Origin of the sequence: Roseateles chitinivorans, assembly GCF_050632235.1 — a bacterium.
Lineage (GTDB): Bacteria > Pseudomonadota > Gammaproteobacteria > Burkholderiales > Burkholderiaceae_C > Roseateles > Roseateles chitinivorans_A.
Map to the genome: position 1 here is coordinate 3,266,597 of NZ_CP192584.1, position 19,099 is coordinate 3,285,695.

The 19,099-nt window shown below is 65.5% G+C and carries 16 protein-coding genes; all 16 read left to right on the forward strand.

Annotation, left to right across the window (positions count from 1 at the left end):
• Nucleotides 1-2 precede the first annotated feature (2 nt).
• The gene (gene nuoE / locus ACQ859_RS14885) at nt 3-533 is read left to right on the forward strand and encodes an NADH-quinone oxidoreductase subunit NuoE (protein ID WP_431266418.1); all 531 of its coding nucleotides are present in this window, start codon (nt 3-5) and stop codon (nt 531-533) included.
• A gap of 12 nt (nt 534-545) precedes the next feature.
• Nucleotides 546-1,943: an NADH-quinone oxidoreductase subunit NuoF gene (nuoF, locus tag ACQ859_RS14890; RefSeq protein WP_431266419.1), complete on the forward strand. Its 1,398-nt coding sequence runs from the start codon at nt 546-548 to the stop codon at nt 1,941-1,943.
• 21 nt (nt 1,944-1,964) lie between these two features.
• A complete protein-coding gene (nuoG, locus tag ACQ859_RS14895) occupies nt 1,965-4,310 on the forward strand; it encodes an NADH-quinone oxidoreductase subunit NuoG (protein WP_431266420.1) in 2,346 nt (781 codons plus the stop codon).
• 13 nt (nt 4,311-4,323) lie between these two features.
• The gene (nuoH, locus tag ACQ859_RS14900; RefSeq protein WP_431257860.1) at nt 4,324-5,421 is read left to right on the forward strand and encodes an NADH-quinone oxidoreductase subunit NuoH; all 1,098 of its coding nucleotides are present in this window, start codon (nt 4,324-4,326) and stop codon (nt 5,419-5,421) included.
• Nucleotides 5,422-5,436: 15 nt separating this feature from the next.
• A complete protein-coding gene (gene nuoI, locus ACQ859_RS14905; protein WP_431257859.1) occupies nt 5,437-5,919 on the forward strand; it encodes an NADH-quinone oxidoreductase subunit NuoI in 483 nt (160 codons plus the stop codon).
• Nucleotides 5,920-5,998: 79 nt separating this feature from the next.
• Nucleotides 5,999-6,640, forward strand: a complete 642-nt coding sequence (locus ACQ859_RS14910) for an NADH-quinone oxidoreductase subunit J (protein WP_431266421.1) — start codon at nt 5,999-6,001, stop codon at nt 6,638-6,640.
• Nucleotides 6,640-6,951, forward strand: coding sequence for an NADH-quinone oxidoreductase subunit NuoK (gene nuoK / locus ACQ859_RS14915; RefSeq protein WP_067273420.1), 312 nt, complete (start codon nt 6,640-6,642; stop codon nt 6,949-6,951). Before ACQ859_RS14910 ends, nuoK begins: the two co-directional genes overlap by 1 nt.
• A 20-nt stretch (nt 6,952-6,971) precedes the next feature.
• Entirely contained in the window at nt 6,972-9,026 is a 2,055-nt protein-coding gene (gene nuoL / locus ACQ859_RS14920) for an NADH-quinone oxidoreductase subunit L (protein ID WP_431266422.1), read from the forward strand.
• 18 nt (nt 9,027-9,044) lie between these two features.
• Nucleotides 9,045-10,514, forward strand: a complete 1,470-nt coding sequence (locus tag ACQ859_RS14925; RefSeq protein ID WP_431266423.1) for an NADH-quinone oxidoreductase subunit M — start codon at nt 9,045-9,047, stop codon at nt 10,512-10,514.
• Nucleotides 10,515-10,526: 12 nt separating this feature from the next.
• Nucleotides 10,527-12,008, forward strand: coding sequence for an NADH-quinone oxidoreductase subunit NuoN (gene nuoN / locus ACQ859_RS14930; protein ID WP_431266424.1), 1,482 nt, complete (start codon nt 10,527-10,529; stop codon nt 12,006-12,008).
• 35 nt (nt 12,009-12,043) lie between these two features.
• Nucleotides 12,044-12,379: a DUF2818 family protein gene (locus tag ACQ859_RS14935; RefSeq protein WP_431266425.1), complete on the forward strand. Its 336-nt coding sequence runs from the start codon at nt 12,044-12,046 to the stop codon at nt 12,377-12,379.
• Entirely contained in the window at nt 12,360-13,019 is a 660-nt protein-coding gene (locus ACQ859_RS14940; protein ID WP_431266426.1) for an NUDIX domain-containing protein, read from the forward strand. Before ACQ859_RS14935 ends, ACQ859_RS14940 begins: the two co-directional genes overlap by 20 nt.
• A 12-nt stretch (nt 13,020-13,031) precedes the next feature.
• Nucleotides 13,032-13,568 (forward strand): DUF1178 family protein, encoded by a 537-nt coding sequence (locus tag ACQ859_RS14945; RefSeq protein WP_431266427.1) that lies wholly within the window; start codon nt 13,032-13,034, stop codon nt 13,566-13,568.
• A gap of 143 nt (nt 13,569-13,711) precedes the next feature.
• Nucleotides 13,712-15,382: a gamma-glutamyltransferase gene (ggt, locus tag ACQ859_RS14950; RefSeq protein ID WP_431266558.1), complete on the forward strand. Its 1,671-nt coding sequence runs from the start codon at nt 13,712-13,714 to the stop codon at nt 15,380-15,382.
• 234 nt (nt 15,383-15,616) lie between these two features.
• The gene (locus ACQ859_RS14955) at nt 15,617-16,816 is read left to right on the forward strand and encodes a hypothetical protein (protein WP_431266428.1); all 1,200 of its coding nucleotides are present in this window, start codon (nt 15,617-15,619) and stop codon (nt 16,814-16,816) included.
• 2 nt (nt 16,817-16,818) lie between these two features.
• Nucleotides 16,819-19,071, forward strand: a complete 2,253-nt coding sequence (locus ACQ859_RS14960) for a hypothetical protein (RefSeq protein ID WP_431266429.1) — start codon at nt 16,819-16,821, stop codon at nt 19,069-19,071.
• Nucleotides 19,072-19,099 lie beyond the last annotated feature (28 nt).

Genomic DNA, 19,099 nt, shown 5'->3' on the forward strand with positions numbered 1-19,099 from the left:
GCATGAGCAGCACTGAAATTGTGAGCACCGGGTTCGTGTTGAGCGAGGCCACCGCGGCCCGCTTCGCGCGCGAAGTCGCGAAGTACCCGGCCGAGCAGGCGCAGTCGGCCGTGATGGCCTGCCTGTCCATCGTCCAGCAGGAGCAGGGCTTCGTGTCCCGCGAGGCGGAAGACGCGATCGCGTCCTACCTCGGCATGCCGGCGATCGCCGTCTACGAGGTCACGACCTTCTACAACATGTACAACCAGCGCAAGCTGGGCCTGTTCAAGCTGAACGTCTGCACCAACCTGCCGTGCCAGCTGCGCGACGGCCAAAAGGCGCTGGACCACCTCTGCTCGAAGCTGGGCGTCGAGGCCGGCGGCACGACCGCCGACGGCGTCTTCACCGTGCAGCAGAGCGAGTGCCTGGGCGCCTGCGCCGACTCGCCGGTGATGCTGGTGAACGACCGCCAGATGCTGAGCTTCATGAGCGCCGAACGTCTCGATGAGCTGGTGGATGCGCTGAGAGCGCACCATGCGGCCAACAAGAACTGAGGGACCTGGACGATGACCAACATCGCGAACATCGACCTCTCGAAGTGGCAGGCCACCGGCAAGGAAACCTGCTTCCACGACCGCAACATCACCCCGCAGATCTACGCGGGCCTCGATGGCAAGAACTGGTCCTTGAAGGACTACGAAGCGCGCGGCGGCTACCAGGCCCTGCGCAAGATCCTCGCCCAGGGCGAGGGTCAGGGCATGACCTCCGACCAGGTCATCGCCGAAGTGAAGGCCTCCGGCCTGCGCGGCCGCGGCGGCGCCGGTTTCCCGACCGGCCTGAAGTGGAGCTTCATGCCGCGCCAGTTCCCGGGTGCGAAGTACCTGGTCTGCAACAGCGACGAGGGTGAGCCCGGGACCTGCAAGGACCGCGACATCCTGATGTTCAACCCGCACATCGTCATCGAAGGCATGGCGATCGCGGCGTTCGCGATGGGCATCAAGGTCGGCTACAACTACATCCACGGCGAGATCTTCGAGGTGTACGAACGCTTCGAAGCCGCGCTGGAAGAGGCCCGCGCGGCCGGCTACCTGGGCGACAACATCCTGGGCAGCAACTTCAGCTTCCAGCTGCACGGCCACCACGGCTTCGGCGCCTACATCTGCGGCGAGGAAACCGCGCTGCTGGAATCGCTCGAAGGCAAGAAGGGCCAGCCGCGCTTCAAGCCGCCGTTCCCGGCCTCGTTCGGCCTGTACGGCAAGCCGACCACCATCAACAACACCGAGACCTTCGCGGCGGTGCCCTGGATCATCCGCAACGGCGGCCAGGCCTACCTCGAAGTCGGCAAGCCCAACAACGGCGGCACCAAGATCTTCTCGATCTCCGGCGACGTCGAGCGTCCGGGCAACTACGAGATCCCCCTGGGCACCTCGTTCGAGAAGCTGCTGGAACTCGCCGGCGGCGTGCGCGGCGGCCGCAAGCTCAAGGCGGTCATCCCCGGCGGTTCGTCCGCCCCGGTGCTGCCGGCCGACGTCATGATGCAGTGCACGATGGACTATGACTCCATCGCCAAGAACGGCTCCATGCTGGGCTCGGGTGCGGTCATCGTGATGGACGAGACCCGCTGCATGGTCACCAGCCTGCTGCGCCTGTCCTACTTCTACGCGCACGAGTCCTGCGGCCAGTGCACGCCCTGCCGCGAAGGCACGGGCTGGATGCACCGCGTGATCGAGCGCATCGCCCACGGCAAGGGCCGCGTCGAGGACATCGACCTGCTGAACTCCGTGGCCGACAACATCCAGGGCCGCACCATCTGCGCGCTGGGCGACGCCGCGGCGATGCCGGTGCGCGCGATGCTCAAGCACTTCAAGGGCGAGTTCATCGCGATGATCGAACAGGCCCAGCAGAACAAGGCGCCCGCCGCGTCGTCCCCGTCCGCCATGGCGAAGTCGCCGGCGCACGCCTGATCGGAGCCGCTGAGAAGAACTATGGTTGAAATCGAACTCGACGGCCAGAAGGTCGAAGTGCCCGAAGGCAGCATGGTGATGCATGCCGCCGAGAAAGCCGGCGCGTACATCCCGCACTTCTGCTATCACAAGAAGCTGAGCATCGCGGCCAACTGCCGCATGTGCCTGGTGGACGTGGAGAAGGCGCCCAAGCCGCTGCCCGCCTGCGCCACGCCGGTGACGCAGGGCATGATCGTGCGCACCAAGAGCGAGAAAGCCATCAAGGCCCAGCAGGGCGTGATGGAGTTCCTGCTGATCAATCACCCGCTGGACTGCCCCATCTGCGACCAGGGCGGCGAATGCCAGCTGCAGGATCTGGCCGTCGGTTACGGCGCCAGCGCCTCGCGCTACTCGGAAGAGAAGCGCGTGGTGTTCCACAAGAACGTCGGCCCGCTGATCTCGATGGAAGAGATGAGCCGGTGCATCCACTGCACGCGCTGCGTCCGCTTCGGCCAGGAGATCTCCGGCGTGATGGAGCTGGGCATGGCGCACCGCGGCGAGCACAGCGAGATCCAGACCTTCGTCGGCCGCACCGTGGACTCGGAGCTGTCGGGCAACATGATCGACATCTGCCCGGTCGGCGCGCTGACCAGCAAGCCCTTCCGCTACAGCGCCCGCACCTGGGAACTGTCGCGTCGCAAGAGCGTCAGCCCGCATGACTCGACCGGCGCGAACCTGATCGTCCAGGTCAAGAACAACGAAGTGATGCGCGTCGTCCCGCTGGAGAACGAAGCCGTCAACGAGTGCTGGATCGCCGACCGCGACCGCTTCTCCTACGAAGCGCTCAACGGCGACGAACGCCTGACCACGCCGATGCTCAAGCAAGGCGGCGAGTGGAAGTCCGTCGACTGGACCACCGCGCTCGAATACGTCGCCAACGGCCTGAAGCAGGTCAAGACGGAGAAGGGTGGCGCGTCCATCGCCGCGCTGGGCTCCGAGCACAGCACCGTCGAGGAACTGCATCTGCTGGCGCAACTGGTGCGCGGCCTGGGCAGCGAGAACATCGACACGCAGCTGCGCGTGGTCGACCCGGCGCTGCGCGCCGCGGACGGCAAGGCGCTGTGGCTGGGCACCGCGATCGCGTCGCTGTCGCAGCTGGACCGCGCCTTCGTCGTCGGCTCGTCGCTGCGCAAGGACCACCCGCTGTTCGCGCAACGCCTGCGCCAGGCCGCCCGCCGCGGCGCGCAGGTCGTGTCGCTGGCCGGCTCGGTCGAAGACTGGAAGATGCCGGTCGCCGCCGCGATCACCGCCGCCCCGTCGGCCTGGGTCGCTGAACTGGCCAACGTCGCCGCCGCCATCGGCGCGGCGAAGGGCGTCAGCGCGCCGGTGCAAGGCACCGCCACCGACGCCGCCAAGGCGATCGCCGACACGCTGCTGTCGGGCGAGCGCAAGGCCGTGCTGATCGGCAACGCCGCGATCCAGCATCCGCAAGCCGCGACGCTGCTGTCGCTGGCGAACTGGATCGGCGAGCAGACCGGCGCTACCGTCGGCGTGCTGTCGGCCGCCGCGAACAGCGTCGGCGCGCAGCTCGTCAACGCGCGTCCGGGGCAGGGCGGCCGCACGGCAGCCCAACTGCTGAACGACCAGCCCGCCAAGGCGCTGCTGCTGCTCAACACCGACCCGGTGCTGGACGGCGCCAACGCCGCCGCCGCCAAGAAGGCGATCAACGCGGCCGAGATGGTCGTCGTGCTGACCCCCTTCAAGACCGGCCCCGTGGTCGAGTTCGCCGACGTGCTGCTGCCGACGGCGCCTTTCACCGAGACCTCGGGCAGCTTCGTCAACGCGGAAGGCCGCCTGCAGAGCTTCGTCGGCGTGGCCAAGGCCCGCGGCGAGACCCGTCCGGGCTGGAAGATCCTGCGCGTGCTGGGCAACCTGCTGAGCCTGCAGGGCTTCGACTTCGACAGCTCCGAGCAGGTCCGCACCGCGGCGCTGGGTTCGTCGCTGGACCTGGCGAGCCGCCTGGGCAACACGGTGTCGGCACAGTCCGCCGCCGCTGCCGCTCCGGCGCAAGGCCTGGAACGCCTGACCAACGTGCCGATCTACGCGACCGACGCCCTGGTGCGCCGCGCCACCTCGCTGCAGCTGACCCGCGACGGCCGTGACGCGGCGATCGCGTCGCTGCCGCAGGCGCTGTGGACCGAACTCGGCCTGGCCCAGAACAATGGAAAGGGCGCGCAGGTGCGCGTGTCCCAGAACGGCGGCGAGGCCGTGCTGGCCGCGCAGCTGGACGCATCGCTGCCCGCGACCGTGGTGCGCATCCCCGCCGGCATCCCCGAGACCGCCGCGCTGGGCGCGTTCACCGGCGCGATCGCCGTGACCAAGGCCTGAGGACGAGACGACCATGGAAAACTTCTATAACGCCGGCGCCTCGCTGCTGGGAGGTGTGGTCTGGCCGGTGGTCTGGAGCGTGCTCAAGATCGTCGCCGTGCTGCTGCCGCTGCTGGGCTGCGTCGCCTACCTGACGCTGTGGGAACGCAAGGCCATCGGCTGGTCGCAGATCCGTCCGGGTCCGAACCGCGTGGGTCCGATGGGCCTGCTGACCCCGATCGCCGACGCCGTGAAGCTGATCTTCAAGGAGATCATCATCCCGAGCGCCGCCAACAAGAACCTGTTCTTCCTCGGCCCGATCATGACGATCATGCCGGCGCTGGCGGCCTGGGCGGTGGTGCCCTTCGGCCCGGGCGTCGCGATCGCCGACGTCAACGCCGGCCTGCTGTTCCTGATGGCCATCACCTCGCTCGAGGTCTACGGCGTGATCATCGCGGGCTGGGCCTCGAACTCGAAGTACGCCTTCCTGGGCGCGCTGCGCGCCTCCGCGCAGATGGTCTCGTACGAGATCGCGATGGGCTTCTGCCTGGTCGTCGTGCTGATGGTGACGGGCTCGATGAACGTCAGCGCCATCGTGATGAGCCAGGAGCAGGGCTGGTTCGCGTCGCACGGCGTGAACATCCTGTCCTGGAACTGGCTGCCGCTGCTGCCGATCTTCATCGTGTACTTCATCTCCGGCCTGGCCGAGACGAACCGCCACCCCTTCGACGTCGTCGAAGGCGAATCGGAAATCGTGGCCGGTCACATGATCGAGTACTCGGGCATGTCGTTCGCGATGTTCTTCCTGGCCGAGTACGCCAACATGATCCTGGTGTCGGCCCTCGCGGTGCTGATGTTCCTGGGCGGCTGGTCGGCCCCGGTGTCCTGGAGCCTGTTCGGCATGGAGACCCCGGCCTTCATCCAGCAGACCATGGGCCTGTGGAACTGGGTCTGGCTGTTCCTGAAGACCTTCTTCGTCGTGACCTGCTTCCTGTGGGTGCGTGCCACGTTCCCGCGCTATCGCTATGACCAGATCATGCGTCTGGGCTGGAAGATCTTCATCCCCATCACGCTGATCTGGCTGGTGGTCGTGGGTCTGTGGATCCAGTCGCCGTTCAATATCTGGAAGTAAGCCGAGGTACCCGCTGTGATCAAGGACCTAGTCAAGAGCTTCATGCTCACCGAGCTGCTGAAGGGCATGGCCCTCACCGGCCGGCATTTCCTCTCGAAGAACATCACGGTGCAGTTCCCGGAAGAGAAGACCCCGCTGTCTCCTCGCTTCCGCGGTCTGCACGCGCTGCGCCGGTACGAGAACGGTGAAGAGCGCTGCATCGCCTGCAAGCTGTGCGAGGCCGTGTGCCCCGCCATGGCGATCACGATCGAGTCCGACGTGCGCGAAGACGGCTCGCGCCGCACGACGCGCTACGACATCGACCTGACCAAGTGCATCTTCTGCGGCTTCTGCGAAGAAAGCTGCCCGGTCGACTCCATCGTCGAGACCGACATCTTCGAATACCACGGCGAGAAGCGCGGCGACCTGTACTTCACCAAGGAGATGCTCCTGGCGGTGGGGGACCGGTACGAGCCGCAGATCGCAGCCAGCAAGGAGGCCGACGCCAAGTACCGCTGACCGGTCCGGCGGTCTGCTCCACCTCGCCGACAGGGGAGGGGAGAGGACCGCGACCGGCGGCCTGCTTGCAGGACATCGCATGGATATCACTACCGCGCTCTTCTACGTTTTCTCGGCCGTGCTGCTGGGCTCCGCGATCCGTGTCATCACGGCCAAGAGCACCGTGCACTCGGCCCTGTTCCTGATCCTGTCCTTCTTCAGCGCCTCCTGCCTGTGGATGCTGCTGAAGGCCGAGTTCCTGGCCATCACCCTGGTGCTGGTCTACATCGGCGCCGTGATGGTGCTGTTCCTGTTCGTCGTGATGATGCTGGACTTCGAGTCCACCGCCGTGCGCGAGAACATCTGGAAGCACCTGCCGGTGGCCAGCCTGGTCGGCGCGGTCATCGCGCTGGAGATCGCGGCCGTGCTGATGGGCGGCTTCCGCGGCGTCGAGAACGCCCCGGAGATCCCCAACATGGCGCAGCTGGGCAACACCAAGCTGCTGGGCATCGAGATCTACACCAACTACCTGTTCCCGGTGCAGATCGCCGCGGTGCTGCTGCTGGTGGGGATCATCGCGGCGATCGCGCTGACGCTGCGCGGCCGCAAGGACTCGCGCCACCAGGATCCGTCGCAGCAGGTGCGCGTGAAGAAGGCCGACCGCCTGAAGATCGTCAAGGTCGCCCCGACCGTCGAAGCCCCGTCCCTGCCGGCGGCTGACAAGAACGAAGGAGCCGCGTGATGGGTGCGCTGAGCCTGAACCACTTCCTGATCCTGGGCGCGTTCCTGTTCGCGCTGTCGGTGATCGGCATCTTCCTGAACCGCAAGAACCTGATCGTGCTGCTGATGGCCATCGAGCTGATGCTGCTGGCGGTCAACATGAACTTCGTGGCCTTCTCGCACTACCTGGGCGACATGGCCGGCCAGGTGTTCGTGTTCTTCATCCTCACTGTGGCGGCCGCCGAGTCGGCGATCGGCCTGGCGATCCTGGTCGTGCTGTTCCGCAACCGCAGCAGCATCGACGTGGAAGAGCTGGACGCCCTCAAGGGCTGACGAGGGAAGCGAGAAAAACAATGTCTGCAACACTCTCTCAGAACATGCTGCTGGCGGTGCCCCTGGCGCCGCTCGCCGGCGCCATCGTGGCGGGCCTGTTCGGCAAGCAGGTGGGCCGCCGCGGCGCCCACGTGGTGACCATCCTCGGCGTGCTGGTGGCGCTGATCATCTCGGTGATGACGCTCAACGCCGTGCTCGACGGCGCGCGCTTCAACCAGACCGTCTACGAGTGGATGGTGCTGGGCGGCCTGAAGATGGAAGTCGGCTTCATGATCGACGGCCTGTCCGCGATGATGATGTGCGTGGTGACCTTCGTCTCGCTCATGGTGCACATCTACACCATCGGCTACATGGAGGAAGACCCCGGCTACCAGCGCTTCTTCAGCTACATCTCGTTGTTCACCTTCAGCATGCTGATGCTGGTGATGTCCAACAACATGCTGCAGCTGTTCTTCGGCTGGGAAGCGGTGGGCCTGGTGTCCTACCTGCTGATCGGCTTCTGGTACACGAAGCCGACGGCGATCTTCGCCAACATGAAGGCCTTCCTGGTGAACCGGGTCGGCGACTTCGGCTTCATCCTGGGCATCGGCCTGCTGGTCGCCTACGGCGGCTCGCTGAACTACACCGAGACCTTCGCCAAGTCGGCGGAACTGGCCAAGATCGGCTTCGCCAATCCCTTCGGCGCCGAGCCGTGGATGATGCTGAGCGTGGCCTGCATCTGCCTGTTCATCGGCGCGATGGGCAAGTCGGCGCAGTTCCCGCTGCACGTGTGGCTGCCGGACTCGATGGAAGGCCCGACCCCGATCTCGGCGCTGATCCACGCGGCGACCATGGTGACGGCCGGCATCTTCATGGTGTCGCGCTTCAGCCCGCTGTTCGAGCTGAGCGACACCGCGCTGAACTTCGTCCTGATCATCGGCGCGATCACCGCGCTGTTCATGGGCTTCCTGGGCATCATCCAGAACGACATCAAGCGCGTCGTCGCGTACTCCACGCTCTCGCAGCTGGGCTACATGACGGTGGCGCTGGGCGCCTCGGCCTACTCGGTCGCGGTGTTCCACCTGATGACGCACGCGTTCTTCAAGGCGCTGCTGTTCCTGGGCGCGGGCTCCGTGATCATCGGCATGCACCATGACCAGGACATCCGCAACATGGGCGGCCTGCGCAAGTACATGAAGGTGACCTGGATCACCTCGCTGCTGGGCTCGCTGGCGCTGATCGGCACGCCGTTCTTCTCGGGCTTCTACTCGAAGGACTCGATCATCGAGGCGGTCCACGCGTCGCACCTGCCGGGCGCGAGCTTCGCGTACGTCGCGGTGGTGGTGGGCGTCTTCGTGACCGCGTTCTACAGCTTCCGGATGTACTTCCTTGTCTTCCACGGCAAGGAGAACTTCCACCACAAGCCCTTCCCGGGCGAGCACGACCATCACGACGATGATCACCACGGCGACGGTCACGACCACACGCCGCATGAGTCGAAGTGGGTGGTGACGGTGCCGCTGGTGCTGCTGGCGATCCCGTCGGTGCTGATCGGTTTCTTCACGATCAAGCCGATGCTGCACGGCGACTTCTTCAAGGATGCGATCTTCGTGAACCACGAGGTCCATCACGCGATGACCGAACTGGGCGAGGAGTTCCACGGCGCCTTCGCGATGGCCGAGCACAGCCTGGGCACGCTGCCCCTGTGGCTGGCGGTCGCCGGCGTGGCGGTCGCCTACTGGTTCTACATGATCAGCCCGGCCATCCCGGCCGCCTTCGCGCGGATCTTCCGCCCGATCGTGACCATCCTCGAGAACAAGTACTACATGGACTGGTTCAACGAGAACGTCCTGGCCCGCGGCGCGCGCGCGCTCGGATCCGGCCTGTGGAAGGGCGGCGACCAGGCCGTCATCGACGGCGTGCTGATCAACGGCTCGGCGCGCACGGTGGGCGGATTCGCCGGCCTGGTGCGGCTGGTCCAGACCGGCCACCTGTACTGGTACGCGCTGGTGATGATCCTGGGTGTCGTCGGTCTGATGACCTGGCAGCTGTGGCCTTACATGGGGCCCCAATTCAAGGCCCTGTTCGGCCTCTGACGCGGGCGGAGAATAAGAATGTTGCTAAGTCTCTCCATCTGGCTGCCCATCGTCTGTGGTGGCCTCCTGCTCGCGCTCGGGCGCGACAACAACGCCGGCGCGGTGCGCTGGATGGCGCTGGTCGGCGCCGTGCTGTCCTTCCTGGTGACGTTGCCGCTGATCAGCGGCTTCGACAACTCGACGGCGGCGATGCAGTTCGTCGAGGTCGCGTCCTGGATCCCGCGCTTCAACATCCACTACCACCTGGGCGTGGACGGCATCTCGATGTGGTTCGTCCCGCTGACGGCCTTCATCTCGATCATCGTGGTGATCGCGGCCTGGGAAGTGATCGACACGCGGGTGCACCAGTACATGGGCGCCTTCCTGATCCTGTCGGGGCTGATGATCGGCGTGTTCTGCGCGCTCGACGGCATGCTGTTCTACGTGTTCTTCGAGGCCACGCTGATCCCGATGTACATCATCATCGGTGTCTGGGGCGGACCTCGTCGCGTGTACGCGGCCTTCAAGTTCTTCCTGTACACGCTGGCCGGCTCGCTGCTGATGCTGATCGCGCTGCTGTACCTGTACAGCCAGTCGGGCAGCTTCGAGATCCTGCTGTGGCACAAGCTGCCGCTGCCGATGTCGGCGCAGACACTCTTGTTCTTCGCCTTCTTCGCGGCCTTCGCGGTGAAGGTGCCGATGTGGCCGGTGCATACGTGGTTGCCGGACGCCCACGTCGAGGCGCCGACCGGCGGCTCGGTGGTCCTGGCGGCCATCATGCTGAAGCTGGGCGCCTACGGCTTCCTGCGCTTCTCGCTGCCGATCGCGCCTGACGCCGCGCGTCACTACGACTGGTTCATCATCGGCCTGTCGCTGATCGCGGTGATCTACATCGGCCTGGTGGCCATGGTCCAGCGCGACATGAAGAAGCTGGTGGCCTACTCGTCGGTCGCCCACATGGGCTTCGTGACCCTGGGCTTCTTCATCTTCAACGAGCTGGGCATCGCCGGCGGCCTGGTGCAGATGATCTCGCACGGCTTCGTGTCGGGCGCGATGTTCCTGTGCATCGGCGTGCTGTACGACCGCGTGCATTCGCGTGAGATCGCCGACTACGGCGGCGTCGTCAACACGATGCCCAAGTTCGCGGCGCTGGCGGTGTTCTTCGGCATGGCCAACTGCGGCCTGCCGGCGACGGCCGGTTTCGTGGGCGAGTGGATGGTGATCCTGGGCGCCGTCGGCCACAACTTCTGGATCGGCCTGCTGGCGGCCACGGCGCTGATCTTCGGCGCGGCCTACACGCTGTGGATGATCAAGCGCGTCTACTTCGGCGCGGTGACCAACGACAACGTGCGCAACCTGACCGACATCAACGGCCGTGAGTTCCTGATGCTGGGTGTGCTGGCGATCGCGACGCTCTACATGGGCGTGTACCCGAAGCCGTTCACCGACGTGATGCATCAATCCGTCGACGCGCTGCTCAAGCACGTCGCGGTGTCCAAGATCCAATAAGGGCCCAACACAATGAACGACATGAACTGGGTCGCGGTCTATCCCGAAATCCTGTTGCTGGCGCTGGCCTGCGTGGTCGCGCTGGTGGACCTGTTCGTCACCGATCCGCGCCGCACGACGACCTACTGGCTGACGCAGCTCAGCCTGGCGGTGGTCGGCGTGATGCACTTCGCCGCGATGGGCGACGTGCCCACCGAGACGATGCAGGGCATGCTGGTCGTCGACCCGCTGAGCCACCTGCTGAGCGGCACCAGCGCGATCGCGCTGATCATCACGCTGGTCTATGCGCGTCCGTACGCGGAGTCGCGCGACATCCTCAAGGGCGAGCTGTTCACGCTGAGCCTGCTGGTGCTGCTGGGCGTCAACGTGATGGTGGCGGCCAACAACTTCCTGACCACCTACCTGGGTCTGGAGCTGATGAGCCTGTCGCTGTACGCGCTGACGGCGCTGCGTCGCGATCACACGATCTCGACCGAAGCCGCGATGAAGTACTTCGTGCTGGGCGCGCTGGCCTCGGGCTTCCTGCTGTACGGCCTGTCGATGATGTACGGCGCCACGGGTTCGCTGTCGATCCCGCGCGTGTTCGAGGTCATCTCGACCGGCACCGTCAACAAGGGCGTGCTGGTGCTGGGCGTGGTCTTCGTCGTCGCCGGCCTGGGCTTCAAGCTGGGCGCCGCGCCGTTCCACATGTGGGTGCCGGACGTCTATCAAGGCGCGCCGACCGCCGCGACGCTGCTGATCGGCGGCGCGCCCAAGCTGGCCGCGCTGGGCATGACCCTGCGTCTGCTGGTGGAAGGCATGCTGCCGCTGGCGACCGACTGGCAGCAGATGATGCTGGTGATGGCGGTGGCCTCGCTGGTCGTGGGCAACCTGGCCGCGATCGCGCAGAGCAACCTGAAGCGGATGCTGGCGTACTCGACCATCTCGCAGATGGGCTTCGTCGTGCTGGGCCTGGCCTCGGGCGTGGTGAACGGCCAGCCGGACCTGCATGCGCTGAATGCCTACAGCTCGGCGATGTTCTACGCGATCAGCTACGTGCTGACGACGCTGGGCAGCTTCGGCCTGATCATGCTGCTGGCGCGCCAGGGCTTCGAGTCCGAACAGATCAGCGATCTGGCCGGCCTGTTCAAGCGCAGCCCGTGGTTCGCCTTCGTCATGGCGATCTACATGTTCTCGCTGGCCGGCATCCCGCCGATGGTGGGCTTCTACGGCAAGCTGGCCGTGCTGCAGGCGATGGTCACGACCGGCCAGTCGCTGTACATCTGGCTGGCGGTGATCGCGGTGCTGCTGTCGCTGGTCGGCGCGTTCTACTACCTGCGCGTGGTGAAGGTCATGTTCTTCGATGAACCGACCGACCACAGCCCGGTGACGACCCCCGCGGATGCCCGCGTGGTGATGTCGCTGAACGGCGCCGCGGTGCTGGTGCTGGGCCTGCTGCCGAGCGGCCTGCTGGCGCTGTGCAGCCAGGCCGTGACGCGCGCGCTGGCGCACTGATCGCCGGCCGCGTCCAAGACGAAGAGAGCTCGACCATGGATCAAGGCGTTTCAGTCTGGATGGTGCTGGTGGTCGCGCTCGTCGCGGCCAACCTGCCTTACGTGAGTTCACGCATCCTGCTGGTCGGGCCGCGCCGCGATCCGAAGGCCGGCGGCTGGCGCCTGCTGGAGCTCTTCCTGCTGGGACTGGTCACGCTGGCCGTGGGTTTCGGACTCGAGTCGACGCAAGGCCAGCGCTTCCCGCAAGGCTGGGAGTTCTACGCCGCCGCGCTGGCGATGTTCGTGACCTTGGGCTTCCCGGGTTTCGTGTGGCGCTATCTGCGCCGCTCGCGGGCCAAGGTGCGAGAGTTCGATGACGAAGAAGCTGCCTGAAGCGAACCGACCCGATGACGACGGCGTGATCGGCATCCCGCCGGCCGCCGACGCTGACGAGCATCTGCGCGAAGCCCCGCTGGCATCCGACTGGATCCTGCGGGGCAATTTCCTTCAGGTGAAGCGCGACCGCGTCGCGCTGCCCAACGGCCGGGAGGCCACGCGCGAGTACATCCGCCACCCCGGTGCCGCGGTGATCGTGCCGCTGTTCGACGACGGGCGCGTGCTGCTGGAACGCCAGTACCGCTATCCGGTCGGCCGCGTGGTGCTGGAGTTCCCCGCGGGCAAGCTGGATCCGGACGAGACCCCGCTGCGCTGCGCGATGCGGGAGCTGTTCGAGGAGACCGGCTACGCCGCGCGCGAATGGGCCTACGCGGGCGTGCTGCACAACGCGATCGCCTACTCGGACGAGCGCATCGAGATCTTCTTCGCCCGCGGCCTGACCGCCGGCGAGCGGCAGCTGGACGACGGGGAGTTCCTCGACCTGCTGCCGGTGGCCGAGGACGAGCTCGACCGCATGGCCTTCGACGGCCGCATCACCGACGCGAAGACGCTGATCGGCCTGCAATGGCTGCAGCGCTGGCGGGCCGGCGCCTGGCCATTGGACTGGATGCCGGCGGACCCAGCCTCCAGCCGCTAGCATCGGCCCATCATGCTGGTACTGAACCTGGCCTGCGAGGCCGGCCATGCCTTTGAGGGCTGGTTCGCCTCCGCCACCGATTTCGAATCGCAACAGGAACGCGGGCTGCTGAGCTGCCCGCTGTGCAACAGCGCGACCGTGCGGCGGATGCCGAGCGCGCCGCGGCTGAATCTCTCGTCCGCCACCGAGCCGAAAGGCGCTAAGGCGGCGAAAGCGGCGATGGCTGCCGAAGCCGCGAAGGCCGGCGGCACCCGCGCGACGGAGGCACCGCCTTCGCTCCCCGCGGGACCGGGCCTGCCGGACGGCGTGCCGCCGATCGCGGTCGAGCTGCAGAAGCAGGTGATGCAGGCCGTCCGCACCTTGATGGCCAAGACCGAGGACGTCGGCGACCGTTTCGCCACCGAAGCGCGGCGCATCCATTACGGCGAGGCCGAGGAGCGCGGCATCCGCGGCCGCGCGACGCCGGACGAGGCGCGCGAGCTCGCGGACGAGGGCATCGACATCGTCGCATTGCCGGTGCCCGACGCGCTGAAAGACCCTCTCCAGTAACGACCTGACGCCTCTTGGGATTGCGGGCGACCCCACGCGGGTGTCGAATGCCCCGTCGCATCTCTTGAGGAATCAGGTTCATGAAGACTTTCCGATTGCTGGTCTGCGCCGCGGCGGTGACCGCGTCCTTCGCCTTCGCGCCGATGGCGCCCACGTATGCCGCCTCGGCCGCGCCGGTGGCCGCGCAGAACGGGATGGTGGTCACGGCCCAGCACCTCGCGACGCGCGTCGGCGTCGACGTGCTCAAGGACGGCGGCAATGCCGTCGATGCCGCGGTGGCGGTGGGCTACGCGCTCGCGGTCGTGTACCCGGCGGCGGGCAACCTGGGCGGCGGCGGGTTCATGACCATCCAGCTGGCCGACGGCCGCAAGACCTTCCTCGACTTCCGCGAGAAGGCGCCGCTGGCCGCGACGGCCAACATGTACCTCGACAAGGACGGCAACGTCGTCAAGGGCCTGAGCACGCACGGGCACCTCGCGGTGGGCGTGCCGGGCACGGTCTCGGGCATGGAGTACGCGCGGGAGAAGTACGGGACGATGAAGCGCCCCGCGCTGATCGCGCCGGCGATCGCGCTGGCGGACCGCGGCTTCGCGCTGGACCAGGGCGACGTCGACATGTTCCAGACGGCGACCAAGGACTTCGAGGCCGACCCGGCCTCGGGCGCGATCTTCCTGAACAAGGGCAGGCCCTTCCAGGCCGGCGACAAGCTGGTGCAGAAGGACCTCGCGAAGACGCTGCGCGAGATCGGCGCCAAGGGCACGGACGGCTTCTACAAGGGCTGGGTGGCCAAGGCGCTGGTGGACTCCAGCCAGGCCGGCAAGGGCATCCTCACGCAGGCCGACCTGGACCAGTACCAGACGCGCGAGCTGCCGCCGGTGGAATGCGACTACCGCGGCTACCACGTCGTCTCCGCGCCGCCGCCGAGTTCGGGCGGCGTGATCATCTGCGAGATGCTCAACATCCTCGAGGGCTACCCGCTGCGCCAGCTCGGCTGGGGATCGGCGCAGGGCGCGCACTACCAGATCGAGGCGATGCGCCATGCCTACGTCGATCGCAACAGCACGCTGGGCGATCCGGACTTCGTGAAGAACCCGCTGCAGCGGCTGCTGGACAAGACTTACGCGGCGAAGATCCGCGCGGCCATCGATCCGGCGAAGGCGGGCGTGTCCATGGACATCAAGCCCGGCGTCGCGCCGCATGAGGGCAGCAACACGACGCACTATTCGATCGCGGACAAGTGGGGCAACGCGGTGTCGGTGACCTATACGCTGAACGACTGGTTCGGCGCCAAGGTCACGGCGGCGAAGACCGGCGTGCTGCTCAACAACGAGATGGACGACTTCACCTCCAAGGTCGGCGTGCCCAACATGTACGGCCTGGTGCAGGGCGAGGCCAACGCGATCGCGCCCGGGAAGCGGCCGCTGTCGTCGATGAGCCCGACCATCGTGACCAAGGACGGCAAGCCGGTGATGGTGGTGGGCACGCCGGGCGGCAGCCGCATCATCACGGCGGTGCTGCAGACCATGCTCAACGCGATCGACTTCGACATGAACGTGCAGGAGGCGGTGGACGCGCCGCGCTTCCACCAGCAGTGGCTGCCGGACGTGACCAACGTCGAGCCGTATGCGTTCTCGCCGGACACGCGCAAGCTGCTGGAGGGCATGGGCCACAAGCTGGGCGCGCCGCATCCGGCGAACCACCTGGCGGCGATCATCGTCGGCGCGCCGTCGTTGAACGGCAAGCCGGTGGGGAACAACCGCTTCTACGGCGCGAATGATCCCCGTCGCAACACGGGGTTGGCAGCTGGATATTGATGCCCACCAAGCACCGCGCCTACGGGGCAAGCCCCGACCCTCGTGATAAGCGAGGGTGCGCCTGCTGCGAAGCTGAGTTCTTGACGCGAGACGTAGCTCAGATCCATTCCCTTTAGGAGTGGTAACGTTGAAAACCTTAGGGGTCGCGTTCTCGCCAGAAGTACAGGGAACACACGACTGGGGGGCGCATCCGAACTTGGGGTGCGGCTGAATACCAGCGGGGCAAAGAATTCCGTGCTGAAGTTCCCGTCCAACGCGCTGCCAGCGCACATCGACGACTTTCTGCTCGCCATGGGAAATGGCGAGCCGCAGTCGCTCTGGATGCCTGTCAAACTGAGCCATGGTGGTTCGCTGGGCGCGGCACCTCAGGCTGTCCAAGCAATCGCCACGTGGGCCCAGGCACAGTCCAATCGGGTACTGCAGCTCGCGCACCCATACGGGACCTCGCTCGACACGCAGAACCGCTTTGCCCGAACGCTGCCCGGCATGACCGCGCTGTACTTCACCGACAAGGTGGAGTCCGGCGAGACGACCCTATTTCGGTACGATGCCTTGAGAGCCGTGGCCCCTCTGGTGAAGGCCATGGACTCAGGCGACTTCGGCTCGACGGTACGTGGGCAGGCGGCAGCGCTAGTCTGTTTCGCAGGTGCGCGCAGTGAGTTCCTTAACCCCCTGTACTCGCGCAGCGAGCCTGACACCGTACGAGGTAGCTCAGATTTTCGAGCTCTGCTCCGACGACTCTTGCACACGCTGAGCGGCGGTCTTGCGGACCAACTCGACGACACGCAGTTGAGCCTCCTCAGTTCCCTGGTCTATCAGTTGTTCTTGAACACAGACCAGCACGGAGCGTTCGACGTCACCGGCCGGCGATACGACGTTGGCGTTCGCGGAATCTCGGTCAAGCTGACAGCAGTCAGTGACCGGCGAGACCTGATTGCCCTGGCCGGCGAAGACACGCCTCTCAAGGCCTATCTCACGAAGTCTGCGGTCGTGAAGTCTCAAGACGAGATTGGTCAGAAGCTCGAGGACCGGCCGTTGAATGAGCGCCATGGTCGCCCCGTCCGCCTCATTGAGCTCTCAGTGTTCGACACCGGGCCGGGCATGGGACTTCGCTGGCTCTCCAAGAAGACCGGCGTGCAGAGCTACGAGCAAATCAGCGTTGATGAGGAACTGGCCGCAGTTCGCGAGTGCTTCGAGAAGCACTCGACCACAAAGTCAGTTCAGAACGCAGGGGTCGGGCTCTACACGGCGCTCAACGCGATGGCGAAACTCAACGCCTTCATGACGCTCCGCACGGGGCGGATGAGCCTTTATCAGGACTTCTCGACTCTGCACGCACCGTCGAACTTTTCTCCAAGGCCTCGGCGACCCAAGGGCCAAGCAGCGCCGCGAATCGCGGGCACCGGGTACACCATCTGCTTCAAGGTGAGCTGAAGATGCTTGGCGCCAACGGGTTCTTCATCTTCCTTCACTCCCTCGACCGGGACGAGGCGCACTGCGCTCAGATGGCCGTCGTCTACAAACCTCCCGGACCGCTTCTCGATGGCGCCGTCGACGAAGTACTCCTTGCCTTGTCGAAGCGGCCCGTTCAGCCCGACGTCGTTGCTTTCGTCCATGTGGACCAAGGCCCAGAGCTGGATGCCGCCCTTAAGACGGATGGCGCGAAGAACGAGTGGCTGCGCTTCCGCGACCGAGCGAGTCTTCTAACGGCAGCGTTCGACGTGAAGACCGGCGGTGTGAGGGTGCAGCGGCGGGAGACCGCCAAGAGAGATGTGGCGACCGCATTCACCTCTGTCCTAAAGCACGCGTTGCACGAGGTCATTCAATCGGGACTTGCTGCCGTCTTCAAGAGGGAAGAGGTCATCTTGCTCGCCCCGGCCGGCTACGCGTATCAGAAGCCCTCGGGCAAGCGCGAAGAGTTTTTCCTGAAGCCTGACCTCGCGTTGAGCAGTTCAGCCGCGGTGGGCTTCGTTGGCTTCGCCTTACTCCACAAGTTGGGCCCCAAGCGTCTCAATCAAGCGCGGGAGCTGCGCTACTTGTTCATCGACACCATGTCGATTGCGCCGGTCGCATACGCGTTGAAGGAGCTCATCTCCCACGGGCGCCAGGCCCCAACGTATCTGATGGTCGAGAGCTTCCATTCGTACGGAGGCATCGACAAGGTCGACCGGCCTCCACCTCGCGAAGCCCTGTGCATCATCTCGGCATCGACATCCATGTCGATGCACCAGCGTTGGGTCCAGACAAAGCGCGCTAATTCGGAGGACGTGGTGACCCTTCTGACAGCGGCACCTGTGAGCATGTATGAAGAGGGCGCGCTCTTCGTCATCGACCGTCCGAAGTCCGTCTTCTCAAAGGGTCCGCCTCAGCTGTGCATCGAGCTCGATGGCGAGACCTTCCTACCGCGGGCGGAGCCGCCGAAGAAGGTGTTGCTGTCCGAGCTCGCGCACAAGACCAAGGAGACCGACGTGCTCCGCGATCTGGCGCAGTCGGGCGTCTTCGATGCATGCCGACGGCCAGCTGTGCCGGCCGCGGCATCGCGCGCCCTCTTCGTTGATGGGCACATCCTCGTCAAGGAACTGAACTTTCAACGTTGGCTGACTGGCGAACTGCGTTTGCGAGTCAAAGCCGCGACTCGCGTCATCCTGCATCAGGATGACCCAGCGTCGAAGGAGCTCGCAGAGGTCATCCACGACGCATGCAAGAAGCAGTTTCCGGAGCTCGAGCTGCGTATCGCATCGGCGACCGGCATCGAGACACTGAAGCTCGAGAAAGCGGATGGCGTGCTGGTCTGCGCGGCGGTCATCGGCAAGGGCTCGCAGCTCCTGGAAATCAGTCGAGCGTTGCGGGACCTGCACGAAGGACCGCGCTTATATGTGGTCGGAATTCAGGTCACCGAGACCCGCGACGAAACGAAGACGCTGCCACCGAATTTGCAGCACTCGAAACCGGTGAAGCATGAGTTTACCGCCTACAAGACACTCGCCATCGGACTTCAGTTGGCGCGAAGCTTCGCCGACGAAATTGATACCTACTATGCGCCGTCGTCTGACCCGTCCCAAGTTCCTGCTCCTCTGAAGTCCCGCGCTCGGCTACTTGGCCAAAACGAACCTGTGCGCGCAAGTGTTCTGCTTCCGTGCGGGGAGCGGGCTAGTACCGCACTTGAACTGCGGCCGGGCTACGCGTACTGGGCTGGCAAGGACTACACCGCGGGCGCGCACCACGCGAGCGTGTTGGGAACAGTGGGTGTCTTGTTGCAGCGTGCTCGTGAGGACAAGGAAGATATCAACGAGGAGAAGCGACTGAGTTCGGCGAGCTTCCGCCATGTCTTGCTCGACCCTGAGAACTTCGCGCGGTTCAACGATGGCGTGATACAGGCTGCGCTGCTACGAAACGCTTTTCCGTCAGAGCTTGACTACCGCATGGACGATGCTGCGAGCAGCCGCATGAAGGCAATCCTCCTGCGGATGCTCAAGAGAATTGACGAGCCAGCAGGCGAAGGGGCACTGGAGTTCCTTCTGGCCATCGCCCTTCAGCGCCTCTTGCTTGAAGAGCTGCATCAGCAGGAAGTGGTGGATGCCGCGCGAAACCTTGATTGCTCCGCGACTCTCAAGGAGGTGATTTCCTTCATCCTTCGGCCCTTTGCCGAAGGAAGCGGGAGCCAGGCCAAACCCCAACTGCCGTTCTAGGAGATACCGGCATCCAAAAAGGGGCACC